The sequence below is a fragment of the Streptomyces sp. NPDC060027 genome, from assembly GCF_042737005.1.
Classification (GTDB): Bacteria; Actinomycetota; Actinomycetes; order Streptomycetales; family Streptomycetaceae; genus Streptomyces.
Window position 1 is genome coordinate 1 of sequence record NZ_JBHWVI010000105.1, and the last position, 23126, is coordinate 23126.

At 71.1% G+C, this 23126-nt stretch carries 18 protein-coding genes; 6 read left to right on the forward strand and 12 right to left on the reverse strand.

Features of this window, described 5'->3' with window-relative positions; genetic code table 11:
• Positions 1-55 precede the first annotated feature (55 nt).
• Complete coding sequence (gene lysS / locus ACFWBT_RS24430) at positions 56-1822, reverse strand: lysine--tRNA ligase (RefSeq protein ID WP_385703902.1); 1767 nt, start codon at positions 1820-1822, stop codon at positions 56-58.
• Between the two features lie 146 nt (positions 1823-1968).
• On the opposite strand from lysS, the gene argS reads away from it, so the two are divergent.
• Both argS and ACFWBT_RS24440 read left to right on the forward strand, forming a co-directional pair.
• Positions 1969-3738 carry an arginine--tRNA ligase gene (gene argS / locus ACFWBT_RS24435; protein ID WP_356468334.1) on the forward strand — a complete coding sequence of 590 codons (1770 nt, stop codon included), beginning with the start codon at positions 1969-1971 and terminating at the stop codon, positions 3736-3738.
• A 177-nt stretch (positions 3739-3915) separates the two neighbouring features.
• Entirely contained in the window at positions 3916-4797 is an 882-nt protein-coding gene (locus ACFWBT_RS24440) for a DUF4253 domain-containing protein (protein WP_385703907.1), read from the forward strand.
• A 39-nt stretch (positions 4798-4836) separates the two neighbouring features.
• Here ACFWBT_RS24440 and ACFWBT_RS24445 read toward each other — a convergent pair whose 3' ends face one another.
• From ACFWBT_RS24445 to ACFWBT_RS24455, 3 genes are all read right to left on the reverse strand, one after another.
• The gene (locus ACFWBT_RS24445) at positions 4837-6039 is read right to left on the reverse strand and encodes a PLP-dependent aminotransferase family protein (protein ID WP_385703910.1); all 1203 of its coding nucleotides are present in this window, start codon (positions 6037-6039) and stop codon (positions 4837-4839) included.
• A gap of 136 nt (positions 6040-6175) precedes the next feature.
• Complete coding sequence (locus tag ACFWBT_RS24450; protein ID WP_385703912.1) at positions 6176-7078, reverse strand: SAM-dependent methyltransferase; 903 nt, start codon at positions 7076-7078, stop codon at positions 6176-6178.
• 72 nt (positions 7079-7150) lie between these two features.
• Complete coding sequence (locus ACFWBT_RS24455; RefSeq protein ID WP_385703914.1) at positions 7151-8578, reverse strand: helix-turn-helix domain-containing protein; 1428 nt, start codon at positions 8576-8578, stop codon at positions 7151-7153.
• Between the two features lie 210 nt (positions 8579-8788).
• On the opposite strand from ACFWBT_RS24455, the gene ACFWBT_RS24460 reads away from it, so the two are divergent.
• Positions 8789-9553, forward strand: a complete 765-nt coding sequence (locus tag ACFWBT_RS24460) for a DUF4232 domain-containing protein (protein ID WP_385703917.1) — start codon at positions 8789-8791, stop codon at positions 9551-9553.
• 42 nt (positions 9554-9595) lie between these two features.
• Here ACFWBT_RS24460 and hemB read toward each other — a convergent pair whose 3' ends face one another.
• The 6 genes from hemB to ACFWBT_RS24490 form a co-directional block, all read right to left on the reverse strand.
• The gene (gene hemB / locus ACFWBT_RS24465) at positions 9596-10588 is read right to left on the reverse strand and encodes a porphobilinogen synthase (protein WP_385703919.1); all 993 of its coding nucleotides are present in this window, start codon (positions 10586-10588) and stop codon (positions 9596-9598) included.
• A 171-nt stretch (positions 10589-10759) separates the two neighbouring features.
• Positions 10760-12463, reverse strand: coding sequence for a uroporphyrinogen-III synthase (locus ACFWBT_RS24470; RefSeq protein WP_385703921.1), 1704 nt, complete (start codon positions 12461-12463; stop codon positions 10760-10762).
• Positions 12460-13419, reverse strand: coding sequence for a hydroxymethylbilane synthase (hemC, locus tag ACFWBT_RS24475; protein WP_385703924.1), 960 nt, complete (start codon positions 13417-13419; stop codon positions 12460-12462). The genes ACFWBT_RS24470 and hemC overlap by 4 nt, the downstream gene beginning before the upstream one ends.
• A complete protein-coding gene (locus ACFWBT_RS24480; RefSeq protein WP_385703926.1) occupies positions 13416-15122 on the reverse strand; it encodes a glutamyl-tRNA reductase in 1707 nt (568 codons plus the stop codon). Before ACFWBT_RS24480 ends, hemC begins: the two co-directional genes overlap by 4 nt.
• Positions 15119-15877 (reverse strand): redox-sensing transcriptional repressor Rex, encoded by a 759-nt coding sequence (locus tag ACFWBT_RS24485; RefSeq protein ID WP_356468194.1) that lies wholly within the window; start codon positions 15875-15877, stop codon positions 15119-15121. Before ACFWBT_RS24485 ends, ACFWBT_RS24480 begins: the two co-directional genes overlap by 4 nt.
• A gap of 342 nt (positions 15878-16219) precedes the next feature.
• Positions 16220-16519: a glutaredoxin family protein gene (locus ACFWBT_RS24490; RefSeq protein ID WP_385703929.1), complete on the reverse strand. Its 300-nt coding sequence runs from the start codon at positions 16517-16519 to the stop codon at positions 16220-16222.
• A 187-nt stretch (positions 16520-16706) separates the two neighbouring features.
• On the opposite strand from ACFWBT_RS24490, the gene ACFWBT_RS24495 reads away from it, so the two are divergent.
• From ACFWBT_RS24495 to ACFWBT_RS24505, 3 genes are all read left to right on the forward strand, one after another.
• Positions 16707-17630, forward strand: a complete 924-nt coding sequence (locus ACFWBT_RS24495; RefSeq protein WP_385703931.1) for an HAD family hydrolase — start codon at positions 16707-16709, stop codon at positions 17628-17630.
• Positions 17631-18236: 606 nt separating this feature from the next.
• Entirely contained in the window at positions 18237-19007 is a 771-nt protein-coding gene (locus ACFWBT_RS24500; protein WP_037627370.1) for an ECF subfamily RNA polymerase sigma factor, BldN family, read from the forward strand.
• A 254-nt stretch (positions 19008-19261) separates the two neighbouring features.
• Positions 19262-20494, forward strand: a complete 1233-nt coding sequence (locus tag ACFWBT_RS24505) for a DUF5667 domain-containing protein (protein WP_385703934.1) — start codon at positions 19262-19264, stop codon at positions 20492-20494.
• 104 nt (positions 20495-20598) lie between these two features.
• Here ACFWBT_RS24505 and ACFWBT_RS24510 read toward each other — a convergent pair whose 3' ends face one another.
• Both ACFWBT_RS24510 and ACFWBT_RS24515 read right to left on the reverse strand, forming a co-directional pair.
• Complete coding sequence (locus ACFWBT_RS24510; RefSeq protein WP_385703935.1) at positions 20599-21651, reverse strand: lysophospholipid acyltransferase family protein; 1053 nt, start codon at positions 21649-21651, stop codon at positions 20599-20601.
• A 14-nt stretch (positions 21652-21665) separates the two neighbouring features.
• The gene (locus ACFWBT_RS24515; RefSeq protein ID WP_351553614.1) at positions 21666-22727 is read right to left on the reverse strand and encodes an NAD-dependent epimerase/dehydratase family protein; all 1062 of its coding nucleotides are present in this window, start codon (positions 22725-22727) and stop codon (positions 21666-21668) included.
• Positions 22728-23126 lie beyond the last annotated feature (399 nt).

Here is a 23126-nt window from a genome sequence, read left to right on the forward strand (position 1 = left end):
GGGGGGCCCGGTGATCACCGGGCGCCCCTTCCTCGTACGGCTGTTCTGTGTGCGGTTACGCGCCGAGCAGCTTGCGCACCCGGTCCTGTCCGACGGCGAGCAGCAGCGTGGGCAGGCGCGGCCCGGTGTCGCGGCCGACGAGCAGGTGGTAGAGCAGGGCGAAGAAGGTGCGCTGGGCGACCTTGATCTCGGCCGGGAGTTCCTTGGCGGTGGCGTCGGCGGGGAAGCCGGCCTGGACCTTGGGAACGCCGTAGACGAGGTGGGTGAGGCCGTCGAGGGACCAGTTCGCCTCCAGTCCGTCGAGGAGCAGGCGCAGCGACTCGCGGCCCTGGTCGTCGAGGGACTTCAGAAGCTCGACGTCGGGCTCGTCGCGGACGACGGTGCGCTCCTCGGCCGGTACCTGGGTGTTGATCCAGGTCTCGGCCTTGTCGAGCCGGGGCCGGACCTCGTCCAGGGAGGCGAGCGGGTTCTCGGGGTCGAGCTCGCTCAGGATGCGCAGGGTCTGGTCCTCGGCGCCTGCGGTGATGTCGGCGACGGAGGCGAGGGTGCGGTACGCCATCGGGCGGGGGGTCCTGGGCAGGTCCCCGGCGGCGGTGCCGACGGCACGGGTGTACGCGGCGGCGTCGGCCGGGAGGACCGATCCGTCGGTGACCTTGCCGGCGAGCTTGTCCCACTCGTCGTAGAGCCGCTGGATCTCCTGGTCGAAGGCGATCTTGAACGACTGGTTGGGGCGGCGGCGGGCGTACAGCCAGCGCAGCAGCTGCGGTTCCATGATCTGGAGCGCGTCGGCCGGGGTGGGGACCCCGCCCTTGCTGCTGGACATCTTGGCCATGCCGGAGATGCCGACGAAGGCGTACATCGGTCCGATGGGCTGCTTGCCGCCGAAGAGCCCGACGATCTGTCCGCCGACCTGGAAGGAGGATCCCGGGGAGGAGTGGTCGACACCGCTCGGCTCGAAGACGACGCCTTCGTAGGCCCAGCGCATGGGCCAGTCGACCTTCCAGACCAGCTTGCCGCGGTTGAACTCGCTGAGCAGGACGGTCTCGGCGAAGCCGCAGGCGGAGCAGGTGTACGACAGTTCCGTCGTCGTGTCGTCGTAGGCCGTGACGGTGGTCAGGTCCTTCTCGCACTGCCCGCAGTAGGGCTTGTACGGGTAGTACCCGGAGGCGGAGCTGCCGTCGTCCTCGGCGGCGGCGCCCGATCCCTCGGCGGCTTCGAGCTCGGCCTCGTCGACCGGCTTCTGGCCCTGCTGCTTCTTGGCGGGGGCCTTCTTGGTCCGGTACTGGTCGAGGATCGCGTCGATGTCGCCGCGGTGCTTCATCGCGAACAGGACCTGCTCGCGGTAGGTGCCCGCGGTGTACTGCTCCGTCTGGCTGATTCCGTCGTACTCGACGCCGAGCTCGGCCAGCGCCGCGGTCATCGCGGCCTTGAAGTGCTCGGCCCAGTTCGGGTGTTCCGAGCCCTTGGGGGCCGGGACGGAGGTCAGCGGCTTGCCGATGTGCTCGGCCCACGACTCGTCGACGCCCGCGACGCCCGCCGGAACCTTGCGGTAGCGGTCGTAGTCGTCCCAGGAGATCAGGTGGCGCACGGTGTACCCGCGGCGGCGGATCTCGTCGGCGACGAGGTGCGGGGTCATGACCTCGCGGAGGTTGCCGAGGTGGATCGGGCCGGAGGGGGAGAGACCGGACGCGACGACAACGACCGGTGCGGCAGCGCCAGAGTGTTTCGCGCCCGGGGCCCGACGCTCCGACTCCTCGATGACCTCATCCGCGAAACGGGAGACCCAGTCGGTGGTCTCGGTGCTCTGAGCCACGATGCGCACGTCCTTCTTTCTCAATACGGCAGTACGGCTGACGCGACCATTCTTCCAGCTCGGGCCTCAACCGCGAAAACGGCTTTTCACCGCGTGGGATACTGGCTTTCCTGTACTCAGAAACTCCGGAACCCGAGCAGAACGGCAGCCACTCCATGGCCTCGGTCACGTCCCTCACCGCTTCCGTCCATCAGCGCCTCGCGGACGCCCTCTCGGCAGCTCTGCCGGAGGCCGGTTCCGCTGACCCGCTGCTGCGCCGAAGCGACCGGGCCGACTTCCAGGCCAACGGGATCCTGGCCCTCGCCAAGAAGGCGAAGGCGAACCCGCGCGAGCTGGCGACGCAGGTCGTGGACCGGGTCGAGTCGGGTGACGTGATCAAGGACATCGAGGTCTCCGGGCCCGGCTTCCTGAACATCACGATCACCGACCGGGCGATCGTCGAGAACCTGGCGGAGCGGTACGCGGACGGCGAGCGGCTCGGGGTGCCCCTCGCGGAGCACCCGGGCACGACGGTGATCGACTACGCGCAGCCGAACGTGGCCAAGGAGATGCACGTCGGTCATCTGCGGTCGGCGGTGATCGGTGACGCGGTGGTGCAGATCCTGGAGTTCACCGGCGAGTCCGTCGTGCGCCGGCACCACATCGGCGACTGGGGCACCCAGTTCGGCATGCTCATCCAGTATCTGATCGAGCACCCGCACGAGTTGGACCACAAGGGCGGCGAGGTCTCCGGCGAGGAGGCCATGTCGAACCTGAACCGTCTCTACAAGGCGGCGCGCTCCCACTTCGACTCCGACGAGGAGTTCAAGACGCGGGCGCGGCGCCGGGTGGTGGACCTCCAGGCGGGCGAGCCCGAGACCCTGGCCATGTGGCAGAAGTTCGTGGACGAGTCGAAGATCTACTTCTACTCGGTCTTCGACAAGCTGGACATGGAGATCCGCGACGCCGACGTGGTGGGCGAGTCCGGCTACAACGCGATGCTGGACGAGACGTGCCGGCTCCTGGAGGAGTCGGGCGTGGCGGTCCGCTCGGACGGCGCGCTGTGCGTGTTCTTCGACGACGTGAAGGGCCCGGACGGCAACCCGGTCCCGCTGATCGTGAAGAAGTCGGACGGCGGCTACGGCTACGCGGCCACGGACCTGTCCGCGATCCGTGACCGTGTCTTCAACCTGAAGGCCGACAGCCTGATCTACGTCGTGGACGCCCGGCAGTCCCTGCACTTCAAGATGGTCTTCGAGACCGCGCGCAGGGCCGGCTGGCTGAACGACGACGTCAAGGCCCACCAGCTCGCCTTCGGCACGGTGCTGGGCAAGGACGGCAAGCCGTTCAAGACCCGTGAGGGCGAGACGATCCGGCTGGTGGACCTGCTGGACGAGGCGATCGAGCGGGCGACGGCCGTGGTGCGGGAGAAGGCCGAGAAGGTGGGCCTGAGCGAGCAGGAGATCGAGGAGAACGGCCGGTACGTCGGCATCGGCGCCGTGAAGTACGCGGACCTGTCCACCTCCGCCGTCCGGGACTACAAGTTCGACCTGGACCAGATGGTGTCGCTGAACGGCGACACGTCGGTGTACCTCCAGTACGCGTACGCCCGTATCCGGTCGATCTTCGGCAAGGCCGGCGACCGTACGCCGGTGGCGCACCCGGAGCTCGAACTGGCCCCGGCGGAGCGGGCGCTGGGCCTGCACCTGGACCGGTTCGGCGAGACGCTGGACGAGGTGGCCGCCGAGTACGCCCCGCACAAGCTGGCGGCGTACCTGTACCAACTGGCCTCGCTCTACACGACGTTCTACGACCAGTGCCCGGTCATCAAGCCGGCCCCGGCGCAGGAGGTCGCGGAGAACCGCCTCTTCCTCTGCGACCTCACGGCCCGCACGCTCCACCAGGGCATGTCCCTGCTGGGCATCAGGACGCCCGAGCGGCTCTGACCTCGGCTCCACGAGAAGCCCCGCAGTCCGGGATCACCGGGATGCGGGGCTCTTTCGCGTATCGGGGTGATCCTGTGGCCTGGTCCAGGGCTGATCCCGCGGTACTTCACCTCGTACGCCGCCGCCTGGCGCACCGCGCCTCAGGTGCTGTCAGTGCCTGCCCCTACAGTCACCGGCATGGCGACACTTCCCAATCCGCTGCCGCGGCTGACGGCAGACCCGAGCGGGCGCGTGCTCGGGCTCGAACTCCCGCCCGGAAGACTGATCGACGCGACCGACGACGGCCCGTGGCCCGAGCCGCTGCTGTGGCACGCCGAGGACGGGTCGGCTCCCGGAGCCTGGGCGGCGCTGGCCGCCCCCGCCCGGGGGTCCGGTCTGCTGCCGGTGCTGGTCGACGTGGGCGGCTCGCAGAACGGCCCGGAGGACTGGGAGTTGATGCCCGACGAAGTGTCGTACCCCGGGGACCACGACGCCGACGAGGTGCTGGCCGAGTTCTGGGAGGAGTACGCGGCGGACGAACTCGACGCGGACCAGGACTACCCCGGCAAGGACAGGGTGGTCGAGGTCTTCGGGGAGCGGCCGGCCCTCGACGAGACGATCGCGCCGTACGGACCGCTCTGGCCGGGCCTGGCCGCCGCCACCGCGCCCGCAGCGGATCCGGACACCCGCGCCGCCGAGATCGCCGACTCCCTCGCGGGCCACGGCTCGCGGCTGAAGCAGCCCCGGCTCGCGCTGGTTCCGGCGCGGCGCAGCGCCGACATCCCGGCCGCCATCGGCTGGTCGGGCCCCCTGAACCACGAGGGTGACGTGGGGCGGCTGTGCGCCGTGCTCCGCTCCTGGGAGGACCGCTTCGGCATACGCGTGGTGGCCCTCACCTTCGACCAGTTGGTGCTGTCCGTGGCGGCCCCGCCGGCCACCATGGCGGAGGCCGAGGCGGTCGCGGCGGAGCACTTCGCCTTCTGCCCGGACAACATCACGCAGGGCCACCACACGACGCTGCGGACGTACGCCGAGCAGGAGGTGCTGGACGAGCGGGTGTGGTCGTTCTGGTGGGACTGACCGGCGTCGAGCCGTGCCTCCGGCGGGGACCGGCCGGGGTCAGCCGCGCAGCCCTGTTCCCAGGCGGCGCAGTCCTTCCGCGATCTCGTCCGGGGTCTGTGTGACGAAGCACAGGCGCAGCGTCGACGTTTCCGGGGTGCCCGCGTAGAAGGGCGCGCCGGGCACGTAGGCCACACCCTGCTCCACCACTGCGCGGAGCAGGGCCGTGGTGTCGTACGGCTCGGGCAGGCGGGCCCAGAGGAACATGCCGCCCTCCGGCCGGGTCCACGTCGACCCGGCCGGCAGGGCCGCGCCGATCCCGGCGAGCATGGCGTCGCGCCGCCCGCGGTAGACGGCCGCGACCCGCGCCACGTGGGCGTCCAGGTCGCGGTCGGCCAGATAGCGGGCGGCGGCGAGCTGGTTGACGGTCGGGGTGTGCAGATCGGCGGCCTGCTTGGCGACGGCGCACGCGCGCCGCAGTGCCGCGGGCGCCCGCAGCCAGCCCAGTCGCATGCCGGGCGCCATCACCTTGGAGAAGGAGCCGAGCAGCACGGTCCGGTCCCCGGCACCGTCGCGGGAGGCGATCCACGGCACCCGCTCGCCCTCGAAGCGCAGTTCTCCGTACGGGTCGTCCTCGACGATCCACAGTCCGCGCGCGGCGGCGACGCGGGCGATGGCGGCCCGCCGCTCGCCCGGCAGGGTGCGCCCGGTCGGATTCTGGAAGGTGGGCACGGTGTAGAGCAGCTTCGGCCGCTCCCGGGCGACCAGTTCGTCGAGCGCCTCGGGGTCGATGCCGTCGTCGTCGCCGGGCACGGCCAGCACCCGCGCTCCCGCGAAGGCGAACGCCTGAAGTGCCGCCAGATAGCAGGGGCTTTCGACCAGAACGGTGTCGCCGGGTTCCAGCAGGGCGGTGGCGAGCAGCGACAGCGCCTGCTGGGAGCCGGTGGTGACGAGGACGTCGTCGGGTCCGGTCGGCAGTCCGCGTGCGCTCGTCCGATCGGCGAGGGCCGCCCGCAGCGCCGGTTCGCCCTCGGTCGTCGAGTACTGCAGGGCCCGTTCGGGTTCCTCGGCGAGGACGTCGCGGTAGGCCGCCGCGATGCCGTCCGCGTCGAACAGTTCCGGGGCGGGCAGTCCGCCCGCGAAGTTGATCACCTCGGGGCGTGCCGTGACCGCGAGGATGTCCCGTACCGGCGAACCGCCGATCACGGTGGCCCGGGCGGCGAGCGGGGGCACGGGTGCGGTCGCGGGGTCGGTGACGGTCACGGTGACGGCTCCTTGTCGTTGCGGGCGGCGGCCCCGGCGCGCCGGGGCCGGCTCGTGTCCGCACCCTAGGCCGGTGCGTGCCGTCTACACCCGTCAATTCCGGGATACGGACGGCAGCCCGGCGCGGCGCCTGCGTCTAGGGCTTGACGCCCGTCGCGACGTACACGTTGATGTCCGCGTCCGTGACGTCGTTGATGTCGCGGTAGCGGACCTTCTCGACGTCGTCGAGCGTGGCCAGAAGGGCGGGGTCGGCGGCCTCCGGGACCGGGGCGTCGCCGTCGGGCCGCCAGTGGTGGGCGGGGACGACTCCGGGTTCGTCCAGTACCAGGCCGTTCTCGGTGAAGAAGCGCTCCACCTCCGCCTTCGAGCGCAGCACGAAGGTGAACCCCCGCTCGGTGTACGTCCGTTGGACCGCGCGGATGTTCTCGGCGTTCAGGTCCTCGGTGAGGTGGCTGAGGACGAGCCGGCTGCCGGACGGCAGCGCGTCCACGAGCCCGCGCACGATCGGGTACGCCTCCGCGTCCTCGACGAAATGCAGGATCGCGACCAGCACCAGGGCGACCGGCTGGTCGAGGTCGAGGGTCTTGGCGGCCTGTTCGAGGATCTGCCCGGGCTGCTCGAGGTCCGCGTCGATGTAGTCCGTACGCCCCTCGGGCCCGCTGGTGAGCAGTGCGCGCGCGTGGGCGAGGACCACCGGGTCGTTGTCGACGTACACGACCCGCGCGTCCGGGGTGATCCGCTGGGCGATCTGGTGGACGTTCTCCTGCGTGGGCAGTCCGGTGCCGATGTCCAGGAACTGCCGGATGCCGTCGTCGGTGGTCAGCGAGGTCACGGCGCGGCGCAGGAAGTCGCGGTTGTGCCGGACGTCGAGGTAGCCCCGCGGGTTCGCGGCGAGCGCGGCGGCGGCCGCGTTCCGGTCGACCGGGTAGTTGTCCTTGCCGCCGAGGAAGACGTCGTAGACGCGGGCGGGGTGTGCCTTGGTGGTGTCGATCCTCCTTCGCAGCTCCGCGGGGTCCTGGCTGAGGGCGTCACCGGACATGGAACATCTCCCTGGAGAGTCGCGTCATTCAACGGGCAACAACCTAACTCCTGGGGCGACTTGATGGTGCCGTCACCCGGGAGGAGGGGCCGTCCGCCACTCGCTGCCGCCCAGCGGATAGTCGTACGCGGGTCGCCCCACGTTCCCGCTGGTCCGGAACGGCTTGCCGTGGTCGTCCACGCGCACGGTGCCGCTCTTCGTCCCGCTGGACCAGTCGAGTTCCAGGTACCAACTCACGTTGTGCGCCTGCGCGTCCGCGAACACGTAGAAGACCTCGGGGTCGGACTCGCTGACCCTGTAGGGGAAGTTCCGCTGACCGCCCTTGACCGCGATCGCCGGCCGTCCCGCGTCGAGGTCCACGGTGAACGACTTCGTCTCCACCCCGCCGCCGCAGCCCACGCCCATCGCGTAGTCGTTCCAGGCGAGCGGCACGCTCTTGCCCAGCACCCGCACGTGCAGCGCCGTCAGGACGACGGTCGCCTTCCCGGTGCCCTGCACGGTGAGCGCGAGCAGCTGCTCACCGCTCGGGACGCCGCCGAGCGCGGTGACCCAGCCGCGCGCGTCCGACTCGTTCGGCGGCGGGGGCACCTGCGGGGCGGGCCGGTTCACCAGATAGTGCTGGCTGCACGGGTCCTCGAACTTGTACGGGTCGACGGCGACGGTCGGTGCGTCGGCGCCGTCGCCTGCCGCGCCCTCTCCGACCGCTCGGTCCGCGGCGGCCCCGCCCTGGTCGACGGGCCCGCCGACGGACGAGACGGGCGCTTCGGGGCTACCACCGCGCGAGGCGGACGCCGAGGCCGAACCGTGGCGCGCGTCCGGGGTTCCGCCGGTCTCCCGCGGGCCCGTCGCGGGCGGGATGCCGACGGCCACGGCCTCGCCCTTGGCGTCGTCGTCACCGCTGCCGGAGCCGAGCCGCACGCCCAGCGTGCCGGCCACCACCGCCGTCACGACGACGGCACCGACCCCGGCGAGCACCACGGCCCGCCGGCTCCGCGGCCGGCTCCACTTCACCGGCGCGGGACCGACGACCTCGCCCCCGGCCGCCCGGCCGCCGTCCGCCGAACCGTCCGCCCCGCCGTCCGACGAACCCCCGCTCACACCCTCGGCCTCGGCTTCCGGACCGACGGCGGCCTCCGCGACTCGCGCGCCGGACTCGGCCCCTGGTGGTGCCTTCGCCTCGGTCGGCGCCACCTCCGGCTCGGCACCCCCGTCCGCAGGGCTCCCCTCGCCCGAAGCGGTACCCGGTCCCGGCCCCTTCCTCGCCCGCAGCGCGTCCGCCAGGACCCACCGCCGGTGCAGCTCCACCAGTTCGTCGGGAGTGGCCCGGCACGCGCGCGCGAGCCGCTCGACGGGCGCGTAGTCCGCCGGTACGGCATCCCCGTTGACGTACCGGTGCAGTGTGGACGTACTCACGTGCAGCCGTTTGGCGAGCGTCCCGTAGCTGAGACCGGACCGCTCCTTCAACTCCCGCAGCAGTCCCGCGAACTCGTCCCCCGCCACCGTTCCTCCATCCCCCGTGTCCCGGACCGCGTTCCAGGGGGATGCCGTTCCCCCAGGTCAGACCCCGTGCCGGCGTTCCGGCGTCCCGTATCCCCCGCCGGGTGTGGCGGCCGGGACGGATCACCGCACAAGCTGCGGTCATCCAAGCACGCCGCTCTCCTCGACCGGCCGAGCGGCCGTTCCACCAGCGACTCCACAGGGGGATCACCCATGTCCGCACGCACGGCACGCACCGCACGCACCCGTCTGCTCGCCGCCTCCACGATCACGCTCGCCGCGTTCGCCCTCACGGCGTGCGGCAACGGAAGCGGCGTCCGCGACGAGGGACCGTCCGCCGCGGCCCGCTCCTCGGCGCGGCCGAGCGACCCGGCCGCCGACGGAGGGACGACGGCGAAGCCCGCGGGCACCGGCACCACCACGGGCTCGACGAACGGTTCGAAGGGCACCGGCACCACGACCGGCTCCACGGGCGGGGCCACGGGCGGCTCCGCCGGAAAGAACGGCGCGGGCTCGACGGGCGGTTCGGGCGGCTCCGCCGGAAAAACCGGCACCGGCACCGGCACCAGGAATGTGGCGTGCGACGGCGCCAACACCCGTACGTCCGCGACGGTGGTCTCGCGCCCGCTCAACCACCTGCTGCTCACCGTCACCAACACGGGTTCGAGGAACTGCGACCTGACGGGCTATCCGGTCGCGCGCTTCGGCGAGGCCCAGTCCGTGCCGCCGGTCGCGGAGGAGACCCACCCCCAGGCGGTCGTCACCCTCGCTCCCGGCGAGTCCGGCTACGCGGGCGTGCTGCTGTCGGCGGCGGACGGCAGCGGCGGCAACGGCTACACGGCCAGGACCCTGGAGATCGGCTTCGCTGCCGAGGGCAGGACCGCCCGCCCCGCCCTCCCCGCGAAGGGCGTGTACGTCGACGACAAGCTGACGGTGACGTACTGGCAGCAGGACCTGGACGACGCGCTCGCGTACTGAGCGGGCCGCCCTCGACCCGGGGTCGCCGGAACCGCCGGAAGGCTAGCGCAGGTTCCGGGCGACCTCGGTGGCCCAGTACGTGAGGATGTTCTGCGCGCCGGCCCGCTTGATGCCGGTCAGCGTCTCCAGGATCGCCTTGTCCCGGTCGATCCAGCCCTTCTCCGCGGCGGCCTCGATCATCGAGTACTCACCGGAGATCTGGTAGGCCGCGACCGGCACGTCCACCGCGTCGGCGACGCGGGCGAGGATGTCGAGGTAGGGGCCCGCGGGCTTCACCATCACCATGTCGGCGCCCTCCTCCAGGTCCAGCGCGAGCTCCCGCATGGACTCCCGCGCGTTGGCCGGGTCCTGCTGGTACGTCTTGCGGTCGCCCTTCAGCGAGGAGCCGACGGCTTCCCGGAAGGGGCCGTAGAAGGCCGAGGAGTACTTTGCGGTGTAGGCCAGGACGGCCACGTCCTCGCGGCCGATCTGGTCGAGGGCGTCCCGGATGACGCCGATCTGGCCGTCCATCATCCCGCTGGGACCCACGATGTGGGCGCCCGCGTCGGCCTGCACCTGGGCCATCTCGGCGTACCGCTCCAGGGTCGCGTCGTTGTCGACCCGCCCCTGCTCGTCGAGCACACCGCAGTGCCCGTGGTCGGTGGTCTCGTCGAGACACAGGTCGGACATCACGAGCAGTTCGTCGCCGACCTCGGCGCGGACATCGCGCAGGGCGACCTGGAGAATCCCGTCCGGGTCGGTACCGGGCGTCCCGACGGCGTCCTTCTTCGCGTCCTCCGGAACCCCGAAGAGCATGATTCCGGAGACCCCGGCCTCCAGCGCCTCCACGGCCGCCTTCTTCAGGCTGTCCCGCGTGTGCTGCACGACCCCGGGCATCGAGCTGATCGGCACCGGCTCGCTCACACCCTCGCGGACGAACGCGGGGAGGATGAAGTCGGCCGGGTGCAGCCGGGTCTCGGCGACCATCCGTCGCAGGGCGGGGGTGGTGCGCAGCCGCCGCGGACGCGTACCGGGGAAGGATCCGTACTTCGTCATGGCATCTACGCTACGCCCGCCACACGGGCACCTATACCGACGCCCTGTCGGGCTCCCGGGACAGGAATCAGCCCCTCCGTCGTCTGCGGAGCGGGGTCCGGGGCGGAGCCCCGGGTACGGGAAGGGGCAGGGGCGGAGGGGGCGAAAAACCCCACCCCGCCCCCACCGGCGTCAGGTGGTCCGGCGACGCCGAGACCCGGGCCGGCGCTCGCTGGGCCGGGTGACAGGGCCCCCCGCGTCCAGCGCGGCGGCCCGCCGCCGCAGCCCGAAATCGGCCAACGCCTCGGCGAGCTTGTGGACGGAGGGCTCCGGAGCCATCACGTCGACCCGCAGCCCGTGCTCCTCGGCCGTCTTGGCGGTCGCGGGACCGATACAGGCGATCACCGTCACGTTGTGCGGCTTGCCGGCGATGCCCACCAGGTTCCGCACGGTCGACGACGAGGTGAAGAGCACCGCGTCGAAGCCGCCGCCCTTGATCGCCTCGCGGGTGTCGGCCGGCGGCGGCGACGCGCGCACGGTGCGGTACGCCGTGACGTCGTCGACCTCCCAGCCCAGCTCGATGAGCCCGGCCACCAGCGTCTCGGTGGCGATGTCGGCACGCGGCAGGAACACCCGGTCGATCGGGTCGAAGACCGGGTCGTAGGGCGGCCAGTCCTCCAGGAGACCGGCGGCGGACTGCTCCCCGCTCGGCACCAGGTCCGGCTTCACGCCGAAGGCGATGAGCGCCTTCGCGGTCGACTCGCCGACGGCCGCGACCTTGATGCCCGCGAAGGCACGGGCGTCGAGCCCGTACTCCTCGAACTTCTCCCGCACGGCCTTGACCGCGTTCACCGAGGTGAAGGCGATCCACTCGTAGCGGCCGGTCACCAGGCCCTTGACCGCGCGCTCCATCTGCTGGGGTGTGCGCGGAGGTTCGACGGCGATCGTCGGCACCTCGTGCGGGACGGCCCCGTACGACCGCAGCTGGTCGGAGAGCGACGCCGCCTGCTCCTTCGTCCGCGGCACGAGCACCTTCCAGCCGAACAGCGGCTTGGACTCGAACCACGACAACTGGTCGCGCTGGGCGGCGGCGGAACGCTCACCGACCACGGCTATCACCGGGCGGCCACCGTCCGGGGACGGCAGCACCTTCGCCTGCTTCAGCGTCTGCGCGATCGTGCCGAGCGTTGCCGACCAGGTGCGCTGCCGGGTCGTGGTACCGGCGATCGTCACCGCCATCGGGGTGTCGGGCTTGCGGCCGGAGGCCACGAGCTCGCCCGCGGCCGCGGCCACGGAGTCAAGGGTCGCCGACACGACGACGGTGCCGTCGGAGGCGCCGACCTCGGTCCAGCAGCGGTCCGAGGCGGTCCGCGCGTCGACGAACCGTACGTCCGCGCCCTGCGCGTCCCGCAGCGGCACACCCGCGTAGGCGGGCACACCGACGGCGGCGGCGATGCCGGGCACGACCTCGAACGGAACGCCCGCGCGGGCGCAGGCCAGCATCTCCTCGGCGGCGTAGGTGTCGAGCCCGGGGTCACCGGACACCGCACGCACGACCCGCTTGCCGCCCCGTGCGGCCGTCATGACAAGATTGGCCGCGTCCCTCGACGCGGGGTCACCAACGGTTGTTGACGTGCTGTCAACAACCGTCAGCTGAGGCGTGCCTGTGCTCTGGTACGTATCCGGCGAAGTGTCCGGATCCGTGCTCAGAACAGCGACGCCTTGTCTGGCGTGAACGCGTACCACGTCGAGCACATCGTGCTCGGCGACGAGGACGTCCGCGTTCGCCAGCGCCTCTACGGCGCGCAGTGTCAGCAGCCCTGGATCTCCGGGTCCGGCACCCAGGAAGGTGACGTGCCCGTGGTCCGGACCGGCGGGAAGGTTGGTGGGGCTCACAGTGCTCGCTCCCCCATCAGACCGGCCGCGCCCTTGGCAAGCATCTCGGCGGCGAGTTCACGGCCGAGCGACATCGCCTGGTCATGTGTCTCGGGCACGGGACCGGTGGTGGACAGCTGCACCAGCGTCGAGCCGTCGGTCGTGCCGACGACGCCGCGCAGGCGCATCTCCTTGACAATCTGCCCGTCGGCCAGAAGGTCGGCCAGCGCACCCACGGGTGCGCTGCAGCCGGCCTCCAGGGCGGCAAGCAGGGATCGCTCGGCTGTCACGGCGACCCGGGTGAACGGGTCGTCGAGCTCTCCGAGCGCGGCGACGAGGTCCGCGTTGTCCGCGGCACACTCGATCGCGAGGGCCCCCTGGCCGGGGGCGGGCAAAACATTGTCGACCGACAGGAAGTCGGTGACCTCGTCGATGCGGCCGATCCGGTTGAGTCCGGCGGCGGCGAGCACGACGGCGTCGAGCTCCCCGGCGCGGACGTACCCGATGCGGGTGTCGACGTTCCCGCGGATGGCGACCGTCTCGATCGTCATCCCGTGGCTGCGCGCGTACGCGTTCAGCTGGGCCATGCGCCGCGGCGAGCCGGTGCCCACGCGTGCGCCGTCCGGTAGCTCCGCGAAGGTCAGCCCGTCGCGGGCGACGAGCACGTCGCGCACGTCCTCGCGCACCGGCACGGCGGCCAGCGCGAGGTCCTCGGGCTGCGCGGTCGGCAGATCCTTGAGGGAGTGCACGGCGAAGTCGACCTCCCCGCGCACCAGTGCCTCCCGCAGCGCGGTCACGAAGACTCCCGTGCCGCCGATCTGCGCGAGGTTCTCGCGGGAGATGTCGCCGTACGTCGTGATCTCAACGAGCTCGACGGGCCGTCCGGTCACCTGGCTCACGGCGTCCGCCACCTGCCCGGACTGGGCCATGGCGAGTTTGCTGCGCCTGGTCCCGAGCCTCAAAGCCTGCTCACTCATGCTCGCCCTCGGTTCTTGGCGTTCTCGGTGTTGTTCTCGGCCCGCGAGACGGCGGCGACCGTCTCCGGGTCCAGGTCGAACAGGGTCCGCAACGCGTCCGCGTACCCGGCACCGCCGGGTTCGGCGGCGAGTTGCTTGACCCGTACGGTCGGCGCGTGCAGCAGCTTGTCGACGACGCGCCGCACGGTCTGGTTGATCTCGCCGCGCTGCTTGTCGTCGAGGTCCGGCAGCCGTCCGTCCAGCCGGGCGATCTCGTTCGCGACGACATCGGCGGCCATGGCGCGCAGCGCCACGACAGTGGGGGTGATGTGCGCGGCCCGCTGGGCGGCGCCGAACGCGGCCACCTCGTCGGAGACGATCCGGCGCACCTGGTCCACGTCCGCGGCCATCGGCGCGTCCGCGGAGGCGTCGGCCAGCGACTCGAGGTCGACGAGCCGCACACCGAGCAGCCGGTGCACGGCCGCGTCGATGTCACGGGGCATCGCGAGGTCGAGCAGCGCGAGCACCGGCGCGGGGCGCGGGGCCTCGGCGACGGGTTCGGGCCTGCGGCGCTCGGGGATGCGGCCGATCGTGGCGACGGTCGCGGCCAGCGCGGTGATGACGTCGGCGTCGGCGTCGGGCGCACGACGGCTGTCGCGGCGCTCGACGGTCCCGGTGCCCTTGTCCACCCAGGCCGCGTGCTGCTCCAGGGTGGCGGCGTCCATTCCGGCGACGGCCGCCTCGCCCATGACGGAGAAGCCGGTGGCGCCCTGCACGGCGGACAGGTCCAGCGGACAGCCGTCCTCGGTGCCGAGGCTGGTGGACGCGAGGTGCCCGGCCGGACCGGCCGACGCCTCGTCGCGTACGGCCGCGGGCGTTCCCGTACGTCCTTCGACGGCGGCCGCGACCGACTCGGCCGTCAGGACGATCCCGGTCGCTCCGGTGCAGGAGACGGCGATGTCGGCACGTGTCAGCTCGACCGGTACCGAGTCCATCGGTACCGCGCGGGCCACCACGTCCGTGTCGTCGCCGCCGGTGAGAATCTCGGCGAGGCGCTCGGCGCGGTCCTGGGTGCGGTTGGCGATCACGATCTCGCCGACGCCGACGCGCGCGAGCGTCGCGGCGGCCAGCGAGGACATCGAGCCGGCGCCGATGACGAGGGCCTTCTTGTCCTTGGCCCAGGCCTCGACCGCCCGCCCGGCGGACAGCTGCTCCAGGCCGAAGGTGACCAGGGACTGTCCGGCGCGGTCGATGCCGGTCTCGGAGTGGGCGCGCTTGCCGACCCGCAGGGCCTGCTGGAACAGATCGTTGAGGAGGCGGCCCGCGGTGTGCAGTTCCTGCGCGGTGGCGAGCGCGTCCTTGATCTGGCCGAGGATCTGACCCTCGCCGACGACCATCGAGTCCAGGCCGCAGGCCACCGAGAAGAGATGGTGGACGGCCCGGTCCTCGTAGTGCACGTACAGATGGGGAGTGAGCTCCTCCAGGCCGACGCCGCTGTGCTGGGCGAGGAGCGTGGACAGCTCGGCGACGCCCGCGTGGAACTTGTCCACGTCGGCGTACAGCTCGATGCGGTTGCAGGTGGCGAGCACCGCGCCCTCGGCGGCCGGCTCGGCGGCGAGGGTGTCCTGGAGCAGCTTGACCTGCGCGTCCGGGGACAGCGCGGCCCGCTCCAGAACGCTCACCGGAGCGCTGCGGTGGCTCAGCCCGACGACGAGGAGACTCATGCCGGCATCACGGCGGGAACATCCCCGTCGGGCCCTTTGCGGTTGTTCTCCTGCGCGGCCGTGGCGGCGGCACCGGCCTGCGCCTCGGCCTCCTCGCCGGCCTTGCGCTGCTCGTGGAAGGCGAGGATCTGCAGCTCGATGGAGAGATCGACCTTGCGCACGTCGACACCGTCCGGGACGGTCAGGACGGTCGGCGCGAAGTTCAGGATGGAGGTGACTCCGGCGGCCACCAGTCGGTCGCAGACCTGCTGGGCGGCTCCGGCCGGGGTGGCGATGACACCGATCGAGACACCGTTCTCGTCGATGATCTTTTCCAGCTCGTCCGTGTGCTGGACCGGGATTCCGGCGACGGGCTTGCCGGCCATCGCGGGATCCGCGTCTATGAGCGCGGCGACACGGAACCCGCGCGAGGCGAACCCTCCGTAATTGGCCAGTGCCGCACCGAGGTTGCCGATGCCGACGATCACTACCGGCCAGTCCTGGGTCAGGCCCAGTTCGCGGGAGATCTGGTACACGAGATACTCGACGTCGTACCCCACACCGCGCGTCCCGTAGGAGCCGAGGTAGGAGAAGTCCTTGCGCAGTTTCGCGGAGTTGACCCCCGCCGCGGCCGCGAGCTCCTCGGATGAGACCGTGGGCACCGAGCGCTCCGACAGTGCGGTGAGGGCTCGGAGGTACAGCGGAAGCCGGGCGACGGTGGCCTCGGGAATCCCTCGGCTGCGGGTCGCCGGTCGGTGAGTTCGGCCAGTTGCCACGGTGCTCCTGCGGGTAGAGCGGGGCTTTAGGCGGTCACACGTACCTAGACCGCCCCGTCGAATGCAGGCTATGTCTTTGTGAACGCGTGCACAAAGACGGTGTCCGATTTGCCCGGCCAACGTGACCGGGGTCACGCATGCCCGGCGCGCGCGTATGGAACCGGCGCACGGACCGCTTCGTTCCGCACTTGAAGGGGGCAAAACCGCACACTCTCCTCAACGAATCCCGCCCCCGAGACCAATCGCCGTCGATCCTAGGCGACTTTCCCGACCACTTGGACTACTCAGTCAGGTCACAAGTCGGGGCACATCACGGGCGCGGCGGGCGTCCCCGCACGGGATTCACCGGGCGAGGGCTTTGCGAAGGCGTTCCTCGTTCACACGCCAGAAGGTGTGCTGGGCGCCGTCCACCAGGACGACGGGGATCTGTTCCCAGTACTGGCGGTGCAGTTCCTCGTCCTCGGTGATGTCCTTCTTCTCCCAGGGGACCCCGAGATCGGCGCACACCTTCTCGATCACTTCCTGTGCGTCATCACACAGATGACACCCGGGCTTCCCGATCAACGTCACCAGACGCTCCTCGGGCGCCCTGCTCTGCGTACGGCGGTCGCTGCGCCGGAACATGGGGCTCATATGCGCCATTCTCCCGCCCCCGGACGCCCCCACGGGCACGCTCAGCGCTTTATGTGACAACCGGCCCTCGCGCAGGGCCGACGCGCCGCGGCCACAGCGCATCGGATCGGTTGTTTAACGGCACGGTCGCGGAGAGTTCACAGCGTCGAATCCTGTCGACTCCGGAAGCACCGAACGGACTGGCTATGCTCACGACATGGCCGCTCTCGGATGGCTCACTCCCCGTAGGCGCTCCGCCACGGCGCGGAGCGTGTTGGCAGGCGAGGCCTCTGCGGAGGCAGCGCGCAAGTCCTCGCAGGAACTGGAAGAACTGGCACCGCCGGACGAACCCGACTTCCCGGTGCTCGGCGACGACCGGGCCGCCGCCTTCTTCGATCTCGACAACACCGTGATGCAAGGTGCTGCCCTCTTCCACTTCGGACGGGGCCTGTACAAGCGGAAGTTCTTCGAGACCCGCGACCTGGCCCGGTTCGCCTGGCAGCAGGCGTGGTTCAGGCTGGCCGGCATCGAGGACCCCGAGCACATGCAGGACGCGCGCGACTCCGCGCTGTCGATCGTGAAGGGCCATCGGGTCTCCGAGCTGATGTCGATCGGCGAGGAGATCTACGACGAGTACATGGCCGAGCGGATCTGGCCCGGCACCCGCGCCCTCGCCCAGGCACACCTGGACGCCGGGCAGAAGGTGTGGCTCGTCACGGCGGCGCCGGTGGAGATCGCCACGGTGATCGCGCGGCGGCTCGGTCTCACGGGCGCCCTGGGCACGGTCGCGGAATCGGTGGACGGGGTCTACACCGGCAAGCTGGTCGGCGAACCCCTGCACGGTCCGGCCAAGGCAGAGGCGGTGCGGGCGCTGGCGTCCGCGGAGAGCCTGGACCTGGCCCGCTGCGCGGCGTACAGCGACTCGCACAACGACATTCCGATGCTCTCGCTGGTCGGGCACCCGTACGCGATCAACCCGGACGCGAAACTGCGCAAGCACGCGCGGGACTTCGACTGGCGGCTGCGGGACTACCGCACGGCGCGCAAGGCCGCGAAGGTCGGGATTCCCGCCGCGGCCGGGGTCGGTGCGGTGGCCGGCGGCACGGCCGCCGCGATCGCCCTGCACCGCCGCCGCCGCTGACATTCGGCCTGTCGGCGTCTCCCGCGGGTTCGTCGTGGGTCGGGGCCGTGCCGGTACATCCCAGTCCGTCGCCGCTGGATCAGACGTCAGTTCTGACGCGAGCCGCTGCTCGATCCGGACGTAAGTGACGGACATTCGGGATGTACCGGCACGGCCCCTCCGTGCGATATCCGCTGCGGGTGCGAGATTCGGCCCCTCCGGCGTTTGAGGAGCGGGGTCCGGGGCGGAGCCCCAGCGGTGGGAAGGGTAGGGGCGGAGGGGGCGAAAACCTGTCCGGACCTGGGACGGGAGCACTCCTCCGCGAGGCAATCACATGGTCCTACCCACACCGTGGGCAGCCCAGTCATGTTCACCGCAGGCGGGCACAACACGCCCTGTACTCAGACGGAACACGAACCGACTCGATCAACAAGCGGTCATCGTCCGGCACTTGAACAGGCATCGAACCGCATCAGAAGCGACGTAATCGATGATTTTAGCAACTGGGTGTAGTGCTGCCTGTACGAAGCGTTATTCTCCTCAGACGCAAACCGGTACCCCTCCGTCGCTACGACGGGTGAAAGGTCCCGCACTGCACGTGATGGAAGCTCTGCCTCTGGGAGTCCCGTGTACTCACACGTCGGGGTTGACGCCTCGGGCCTGGCTACGCTGCGCGCAACGGTCCTGGACCGTCTGCGCGGCTTCGTCCCCACCGCGTACGCCGTCCCCGCCTTCGCCCTCCCCGCGCCCGTCGGCCCTTGCTATGCCCTGGCCGACGGCAACGCGGCGGTCGGCAGGCGGGGCCGCTCAGGCTCGGCCACCACCGCACGCCGTCCGGCCGCGGACAGTGACAGCGCCCGGATGATGGATCTCGTGGAGCGCGCCCAGGCCGGCGAGGCCGACGCCTTCGGACGGCTCTACGACCAGTACAGCGACACCGTGTACCGCTACATCTACTACCGGGTGGGAGGTAAGGCGACTGCCGAGGACCTCACCAGCGAGACCTTTCTGCGGGCACTGCGGCGGATCGGCACGTTCACCTGGCAGGGGCGCGACTTCGGCGCCTGGCTCGTGACCATCGCCCGGAATCTGGTCGCCGACCACTTCAAGTCCAGCCGTTTCCGGCTGGAGGTGACCACCGGCGAGATGCTCGACGCCAACGAGGTCGAGCGCTCACCCGAGGACTCCGTCCTGGAGTCACTCTCCAACGCCGCGCTCCTTGACGCCGTGCGTCGGCTCAACCCTCAGCAGCAGGAGTGTGTGACGCTCCGCTTCCTCCAGGGGCTCTCGGTCGCCGAGACCGCCCGGGTGATGGGCAAGAACGAGGGGGCGATCAAGACCCTCCAGTACCGGGCCGTCCGCACCCTGGCCCGGCTCCTGCCGGACGACGTCCGCTGAACCCGCTTCGACCCGCAGTGATCCCGCACGTTCAGCGACACTCAACTCACCTTCCGTAAAAGTCTGTTGACTTCGCGGTCCGATCATCCGTCGTCCGTAACCCAAGTGCCGTGACGCTCGTTGTGCGGGATACAGGCTCCCTGTGGTCACGCCTTGGCCATCGCCGATCACCCGATCGTGCGGATACGGCCAGGGGGTGCAACCCTCAGGACCCCCTGGGGAGCCGACCGTCATGACGAGAGGAGGTGCCGCCAGTGATCGCGAACGTATCGGCACACCGGCGGGCGAACGCCTTCGCCCAGGCCCTGGAGGAGTCCGACCAGGGCACGGCGGCCGAGCAGCCCGATGGGTCGGCACCGTCCCGGGCTGCTACGGAACAGACCGAGCAAGAGCTGCTGTTGGCTCTTGCCACCGGTCTCGGCGAGCTGCCCAAACCGGAGCTGGACCCCGAGGTCAAGATCGTGCAGCGAGCCCAGCTCGTCGCCGCGATGGAGGCCATGCTGCTGGAAGGCACCGCCGCCGGAGGCGAGGGTTGGGACCGTGCCGTGCCCGAGCAGAGGTCCCATCGGGCCAAGGGCGCGCACCGGGCGACCGGACTGGGGAAGCTACGGCCCCGGTCCCGGCTGTCCAAGGGGCTCGCCGCGGGCGGGCTCACCGTCGGTGTGGCCGCCGGAGCCTTCGGCGGTGTGGCCGCCGCGAGCTCCGACGCGCTGCCCGGCGACTCGCTCTACGGGCTCAAGCGGGGCATGGAGGACATCAAGCTGGGTCTGGCCCACGGCGACAGTGACCGGGGCGAGCTCTACCTCGACCAGGCCTCGAACCGCCTGAGCGAGGCCCGCCGGCTGATGGAGCGCGGCCGTTCGGGACAGCTCGACCACGAGTCCCTGGGCGAGGTCCGCCGCGCCCTGTCCGGCATGCAGCACGACGCCTCCGAGGGTCACCGCCTGCTGCACGAGGCGTACGAACGGGACGGCTCACTGGGCCCCATCCAGGCCCTGTCCGCCTTCTCCCAGTCGCACCGCGAGGCCTGGGGCGCGCTGCGCGACCGGCTGCCCGTGCAGCTCGGCGACGTCAGTGACCAGGTGTCGTCGGTCTTCGAGGCCATAGACGAAGAGGTCGGCCCGCTGCGCTCGCTGCTGCCCAGGACGCCCGCCCCCGAGGGCACCGGACGTCACCGGGGCAGAAGCGAGGAGTCCACCGGCTCGCCCGGCAAGGACACCCCTGCGCCCAGCGCCACCAGCGGCTCCACGAGCGGAAGCCACAGCAGCGGCAAGCCCAGGCCCTCCAGCTCGGGCAGCAGCAGCGACGGGCTGCTCGGCGGCAACACCGGCGGCCTGCTCGACCCGCCGCAGGACGACACCAGCACCACCCCGTCGTCCGACAGCAGCGGCAAGGGCAACGCGACGAGCGAACCCGACGTCACGCTCCCGCCCCTGCTGCCCGGTCTCCTGCCGGGCCTCGGCATCGACACGGAGGACAGCGACTGACGCCGCCACTCGGCTACGTCGATGGGGGCGCCCTTCTCGGGAAGGGCGCCCCCATCGACGTACAGGCATATCAGGACATGATCAGCAGAACCGTAACTGCATGATCAGAAGAACACGGACCTGCGCTGCACCAGCAGCTTGTACAGGGTGTGCTGGATCTGCTCCCTGACCTGGTCGGTCAGGTTGAACATCAGCATCGGGTCCTCGGCCGCCTCCGACGGATAGCCGTCCGTGCGGATCGGCTCGCCGAACTGGATCGTCCACTTGGTGGGAAGCGGGATCGCGCCGAGCGGACCCAGCCACGGGAACGTCGGAGTGATCGGGAAGTAGGGGAACCCCAGCAGCCGCGCGAGGGTCTTCGCGTTGCCGATCATCGGGTAGATCTCCTCCGCGCCGACGATCGAGCACGGAATGATCGGGGTGCCCGCGCGCAGCGCCGTCGAGACGAAGCCGCCCCGGCCGAAGCGCTGGAGCTTGTAGCGCTCGCTGAAGGGCTTGCCGATGCCCTTGAAGCCCTCCGGCATCACGCCGACCAGTTCGCCGCGTTCCAGGAGCCGCTCGGCGTCCTCCGCGCAGGCCAGGGTGTGACCGGCCTTGCGGGCCAGCTCGTTGACCACCGGCAGCATGAAGACCAGGTCGGCGGCGAGCAGGCGGAGGTGACGGTTCGCGGGGTGGTTGTCGTGGACGGCGACCTGCATCATCAGGCCGTCCAGCGGCAGGGTGCCCGAGTGGTTGGCGACGATCAGGGCGCCACCCTCCGACGGAATGTTCTCGACGCCCTTCACCTCGACGCGGAAGTACTTCTCGTACAGCGGCCGGATCAGCGACATCAGGACCTGGTCGGTCAGCTCCTGGTCGTACCCGAACTCGTCGATCTCGTAGTCGCCCGTGAGCCTGCGGCGCAGGAAGGCCAGGCCCCCCGCGATGCGCTGCTCCAGGCCGCTACCGCCCTGCTGAGGCTGCTGGGGCTGCTGTTCCTCATGCGTCACGGGAACATCATCCTGCGGTACGGTCCGCCCGGGCAGCGGCTGGACCTCGCGTACCACTACGGGCTCGCCCTTGCGCCGGCTCCCCGCGGCCCGGCGCCGCGCCGGGCGCTGCACAGCAGCCCCGCGCGACCGGTCGTCGTCGAACGGAATGACCTTGGCGTCCGCCATCGTTGATGCGCTCCTCAGTTGGCGCTCTGCGTCGGGGTGTGGCCGCCGCCCAGAAGCGGCAGGGCGGCGATCCGGTCCACGGCCCCCGCAAGGGCCTCCGGGGGCAGGAGTCCGGGCCCCCGGCTGTGGGCGAAGTCCGCGAAGGTCTCCGCCGTCGTGTACTTCGGCTGGTAGCCCAGGGTTTCGCGCATCTGGATCGTCGCGACCACCCTGCCGTGCGTGAGCAGCCGCAGCTGCTCCGGCGAGAAGTCCGTCACACCCAGGGTACGCACGGCCGTGCCGGCCCAGCTGAGGGCCGGCAGCAGCAGCGGGACCGTGGGCCGGCCCAGGCGCCGCGCGCACTGCGAGAGCAGCAGGACGCCGTCGCCGGCGATGTTGAACGTGCCGCTGTTGAGGGTGCCGCGCTGCGGATCGTGCGAGGCGAGCCGGAGCACCTCGATGACGTCGCTCTCGTGGACGAACTGGAGCCGCGGGTCGTAGCCGAACACCGTCGGCAGGACCGGCAGCGAGAAGTACGAGGCGAGCGGCGAGTCCGCGCTCGGGCCGAGGATGTTGGCGAACCGCAGCACGCACACGGCGACATCGGGCCTGCGGCGCGCGAAGCCGCGTACGTACCCCTCGACCTCGACCGTGTCCTTCGCGAAGCCGCCGCTGGGCAGCGACTTGGGCGAGGTGGTCTCGGTGAAGACGGCGGGGTCGCGGGGCGCCGAGCCGTAGACGTTCGTGCTGGACTTCACGACGAGCCGCTTGACCGTCGGAGACTTCTGACAGGCGCCGAGCAGCTGCATGGTGCCGATGACGTTGGTCTCCTTGACCGTGGTCCGGCTGCCGGAGCCCAGCGCCGTGCCCGTCACGTCCATGTGCACGACCGTGTCGACGGAGTACTCGGCGAGGACCCGCGCGATCGTCGGCTGCCGGATGTCGGCCTGCACGAAGTCGGCGCCGCCGATGTGGTGCTCGGGCGGCACCGCGTCCACGGCGATCACCCGGTCCACCTGCGGGTCACGCTGGATCCGTCGTACGAACCGGCCCCCCAGCTGTCGGGCCACCCCGGTCACGAGCACGACCTTCCCCAAGATCAGCGCCTTCCTTCCAGAACTGGACGTAGCTCCGCTCGTACCTGCCGCGTTCCCCGTGTGCGGCCAACTTAGCGGGTTGATGTTGCGCTGTGATGACCGCCCACTGCACGAAGTGACGACAGCCGCAGACGGACGACCAGACCAAGCCATTCGGCCCACAGCCGTACGCGGCGCGTGTGGCTGAACCTATTCGATGTTCGAGCGGTTTTTCGGGGTCCTTCTTCCCGGACGCGGCTGCGGCCGGCCCTTCCCGTCGGCCCGGGTGCCACCGCGCCCGCCCGTCGGCCCGGGTGCCATCGCGCCCGAACCCTGACGTCGGCCCGGGTGCCATCGCGGCCCGACGCTTCGTCGACGCCCGGCGTCCCGCGGGCCTCGGCCGCCTCCCGGGCCGGCCCG

Bases quoted from the DNA above. Each gene is read 5' to 3' on its own strand.
- ACFWBT_RS24495 (WP_385703931.1), top strand. From the start codon at position 16,707: ATGGCCGCTCTCGGATGGCTCACTCCCCGTAGGCGCTCCGCCACGGCG.
- argS (WP_356468334.1), top strand. From the start codon at position 1,969: ATGGCCTCGGTCACGTCCCTCACCGCTTCCGTCCATCAGCGCCTCGCG.
- ACFWBT_RS24440 (WP_385703907.1), top strand. From the start codon at position 3,916: ATGGCGACACTTCCCAATCCGCTGCCGCGGCTGACGGCAGACCCGAGC.
- ACFWBT_RS24480 (WP_385703926.1), bottom strand. From the start codon at position 15,122: ATGAGTCTCCTCGTCGTCGGGCTGAGCCACCGCAGCGCTCCGGTGAGC.
- ACFWBT_RS24510 (WP_385703935.1), bottom strand. From the start codon at position 21,651: ATGGCGGACGCCAAGGTCATTCCGTTCGACGACGACCGGTCGCGCGGG.
- hemC (WP_385703924.1), bottom strand. From the start codon at position 13,419: ATGAGTGAGCAGGCTTTGAGGCTCGGGACCAGGCGCAGCAAACTCGCC.
- ACFWBT_RS24460 (WP_385703917.1), top strand. From the start codon at position 8,789: ATGTCCGCACGCACGGCACGCACCGCACGCACCCGTCTGCTCGCCGCC.
- ACFWBT_RS24450 (WP_385703912.1), bottom strand. From the start codon at position 7,078: ATGTCCGGTGACGCCCTCAGCCAGGACCCCGCGGAGCTGCGAAGGAGG.
- hemB (WP_385703919.1), bottom strand. From the start codon at position 10,588: ATGACGAAGTACGGATCCTTCCCCGGTACGCGTCCGCGGCGGCTGCGC.
- ACFWBT_RS24490 (WP_385703929.1), bottom strand. From the start codon at position 16,519: ATGGCGCATATGAGCCCCATGTTCCGGCGCAGCGACCGCCGTACGCAG.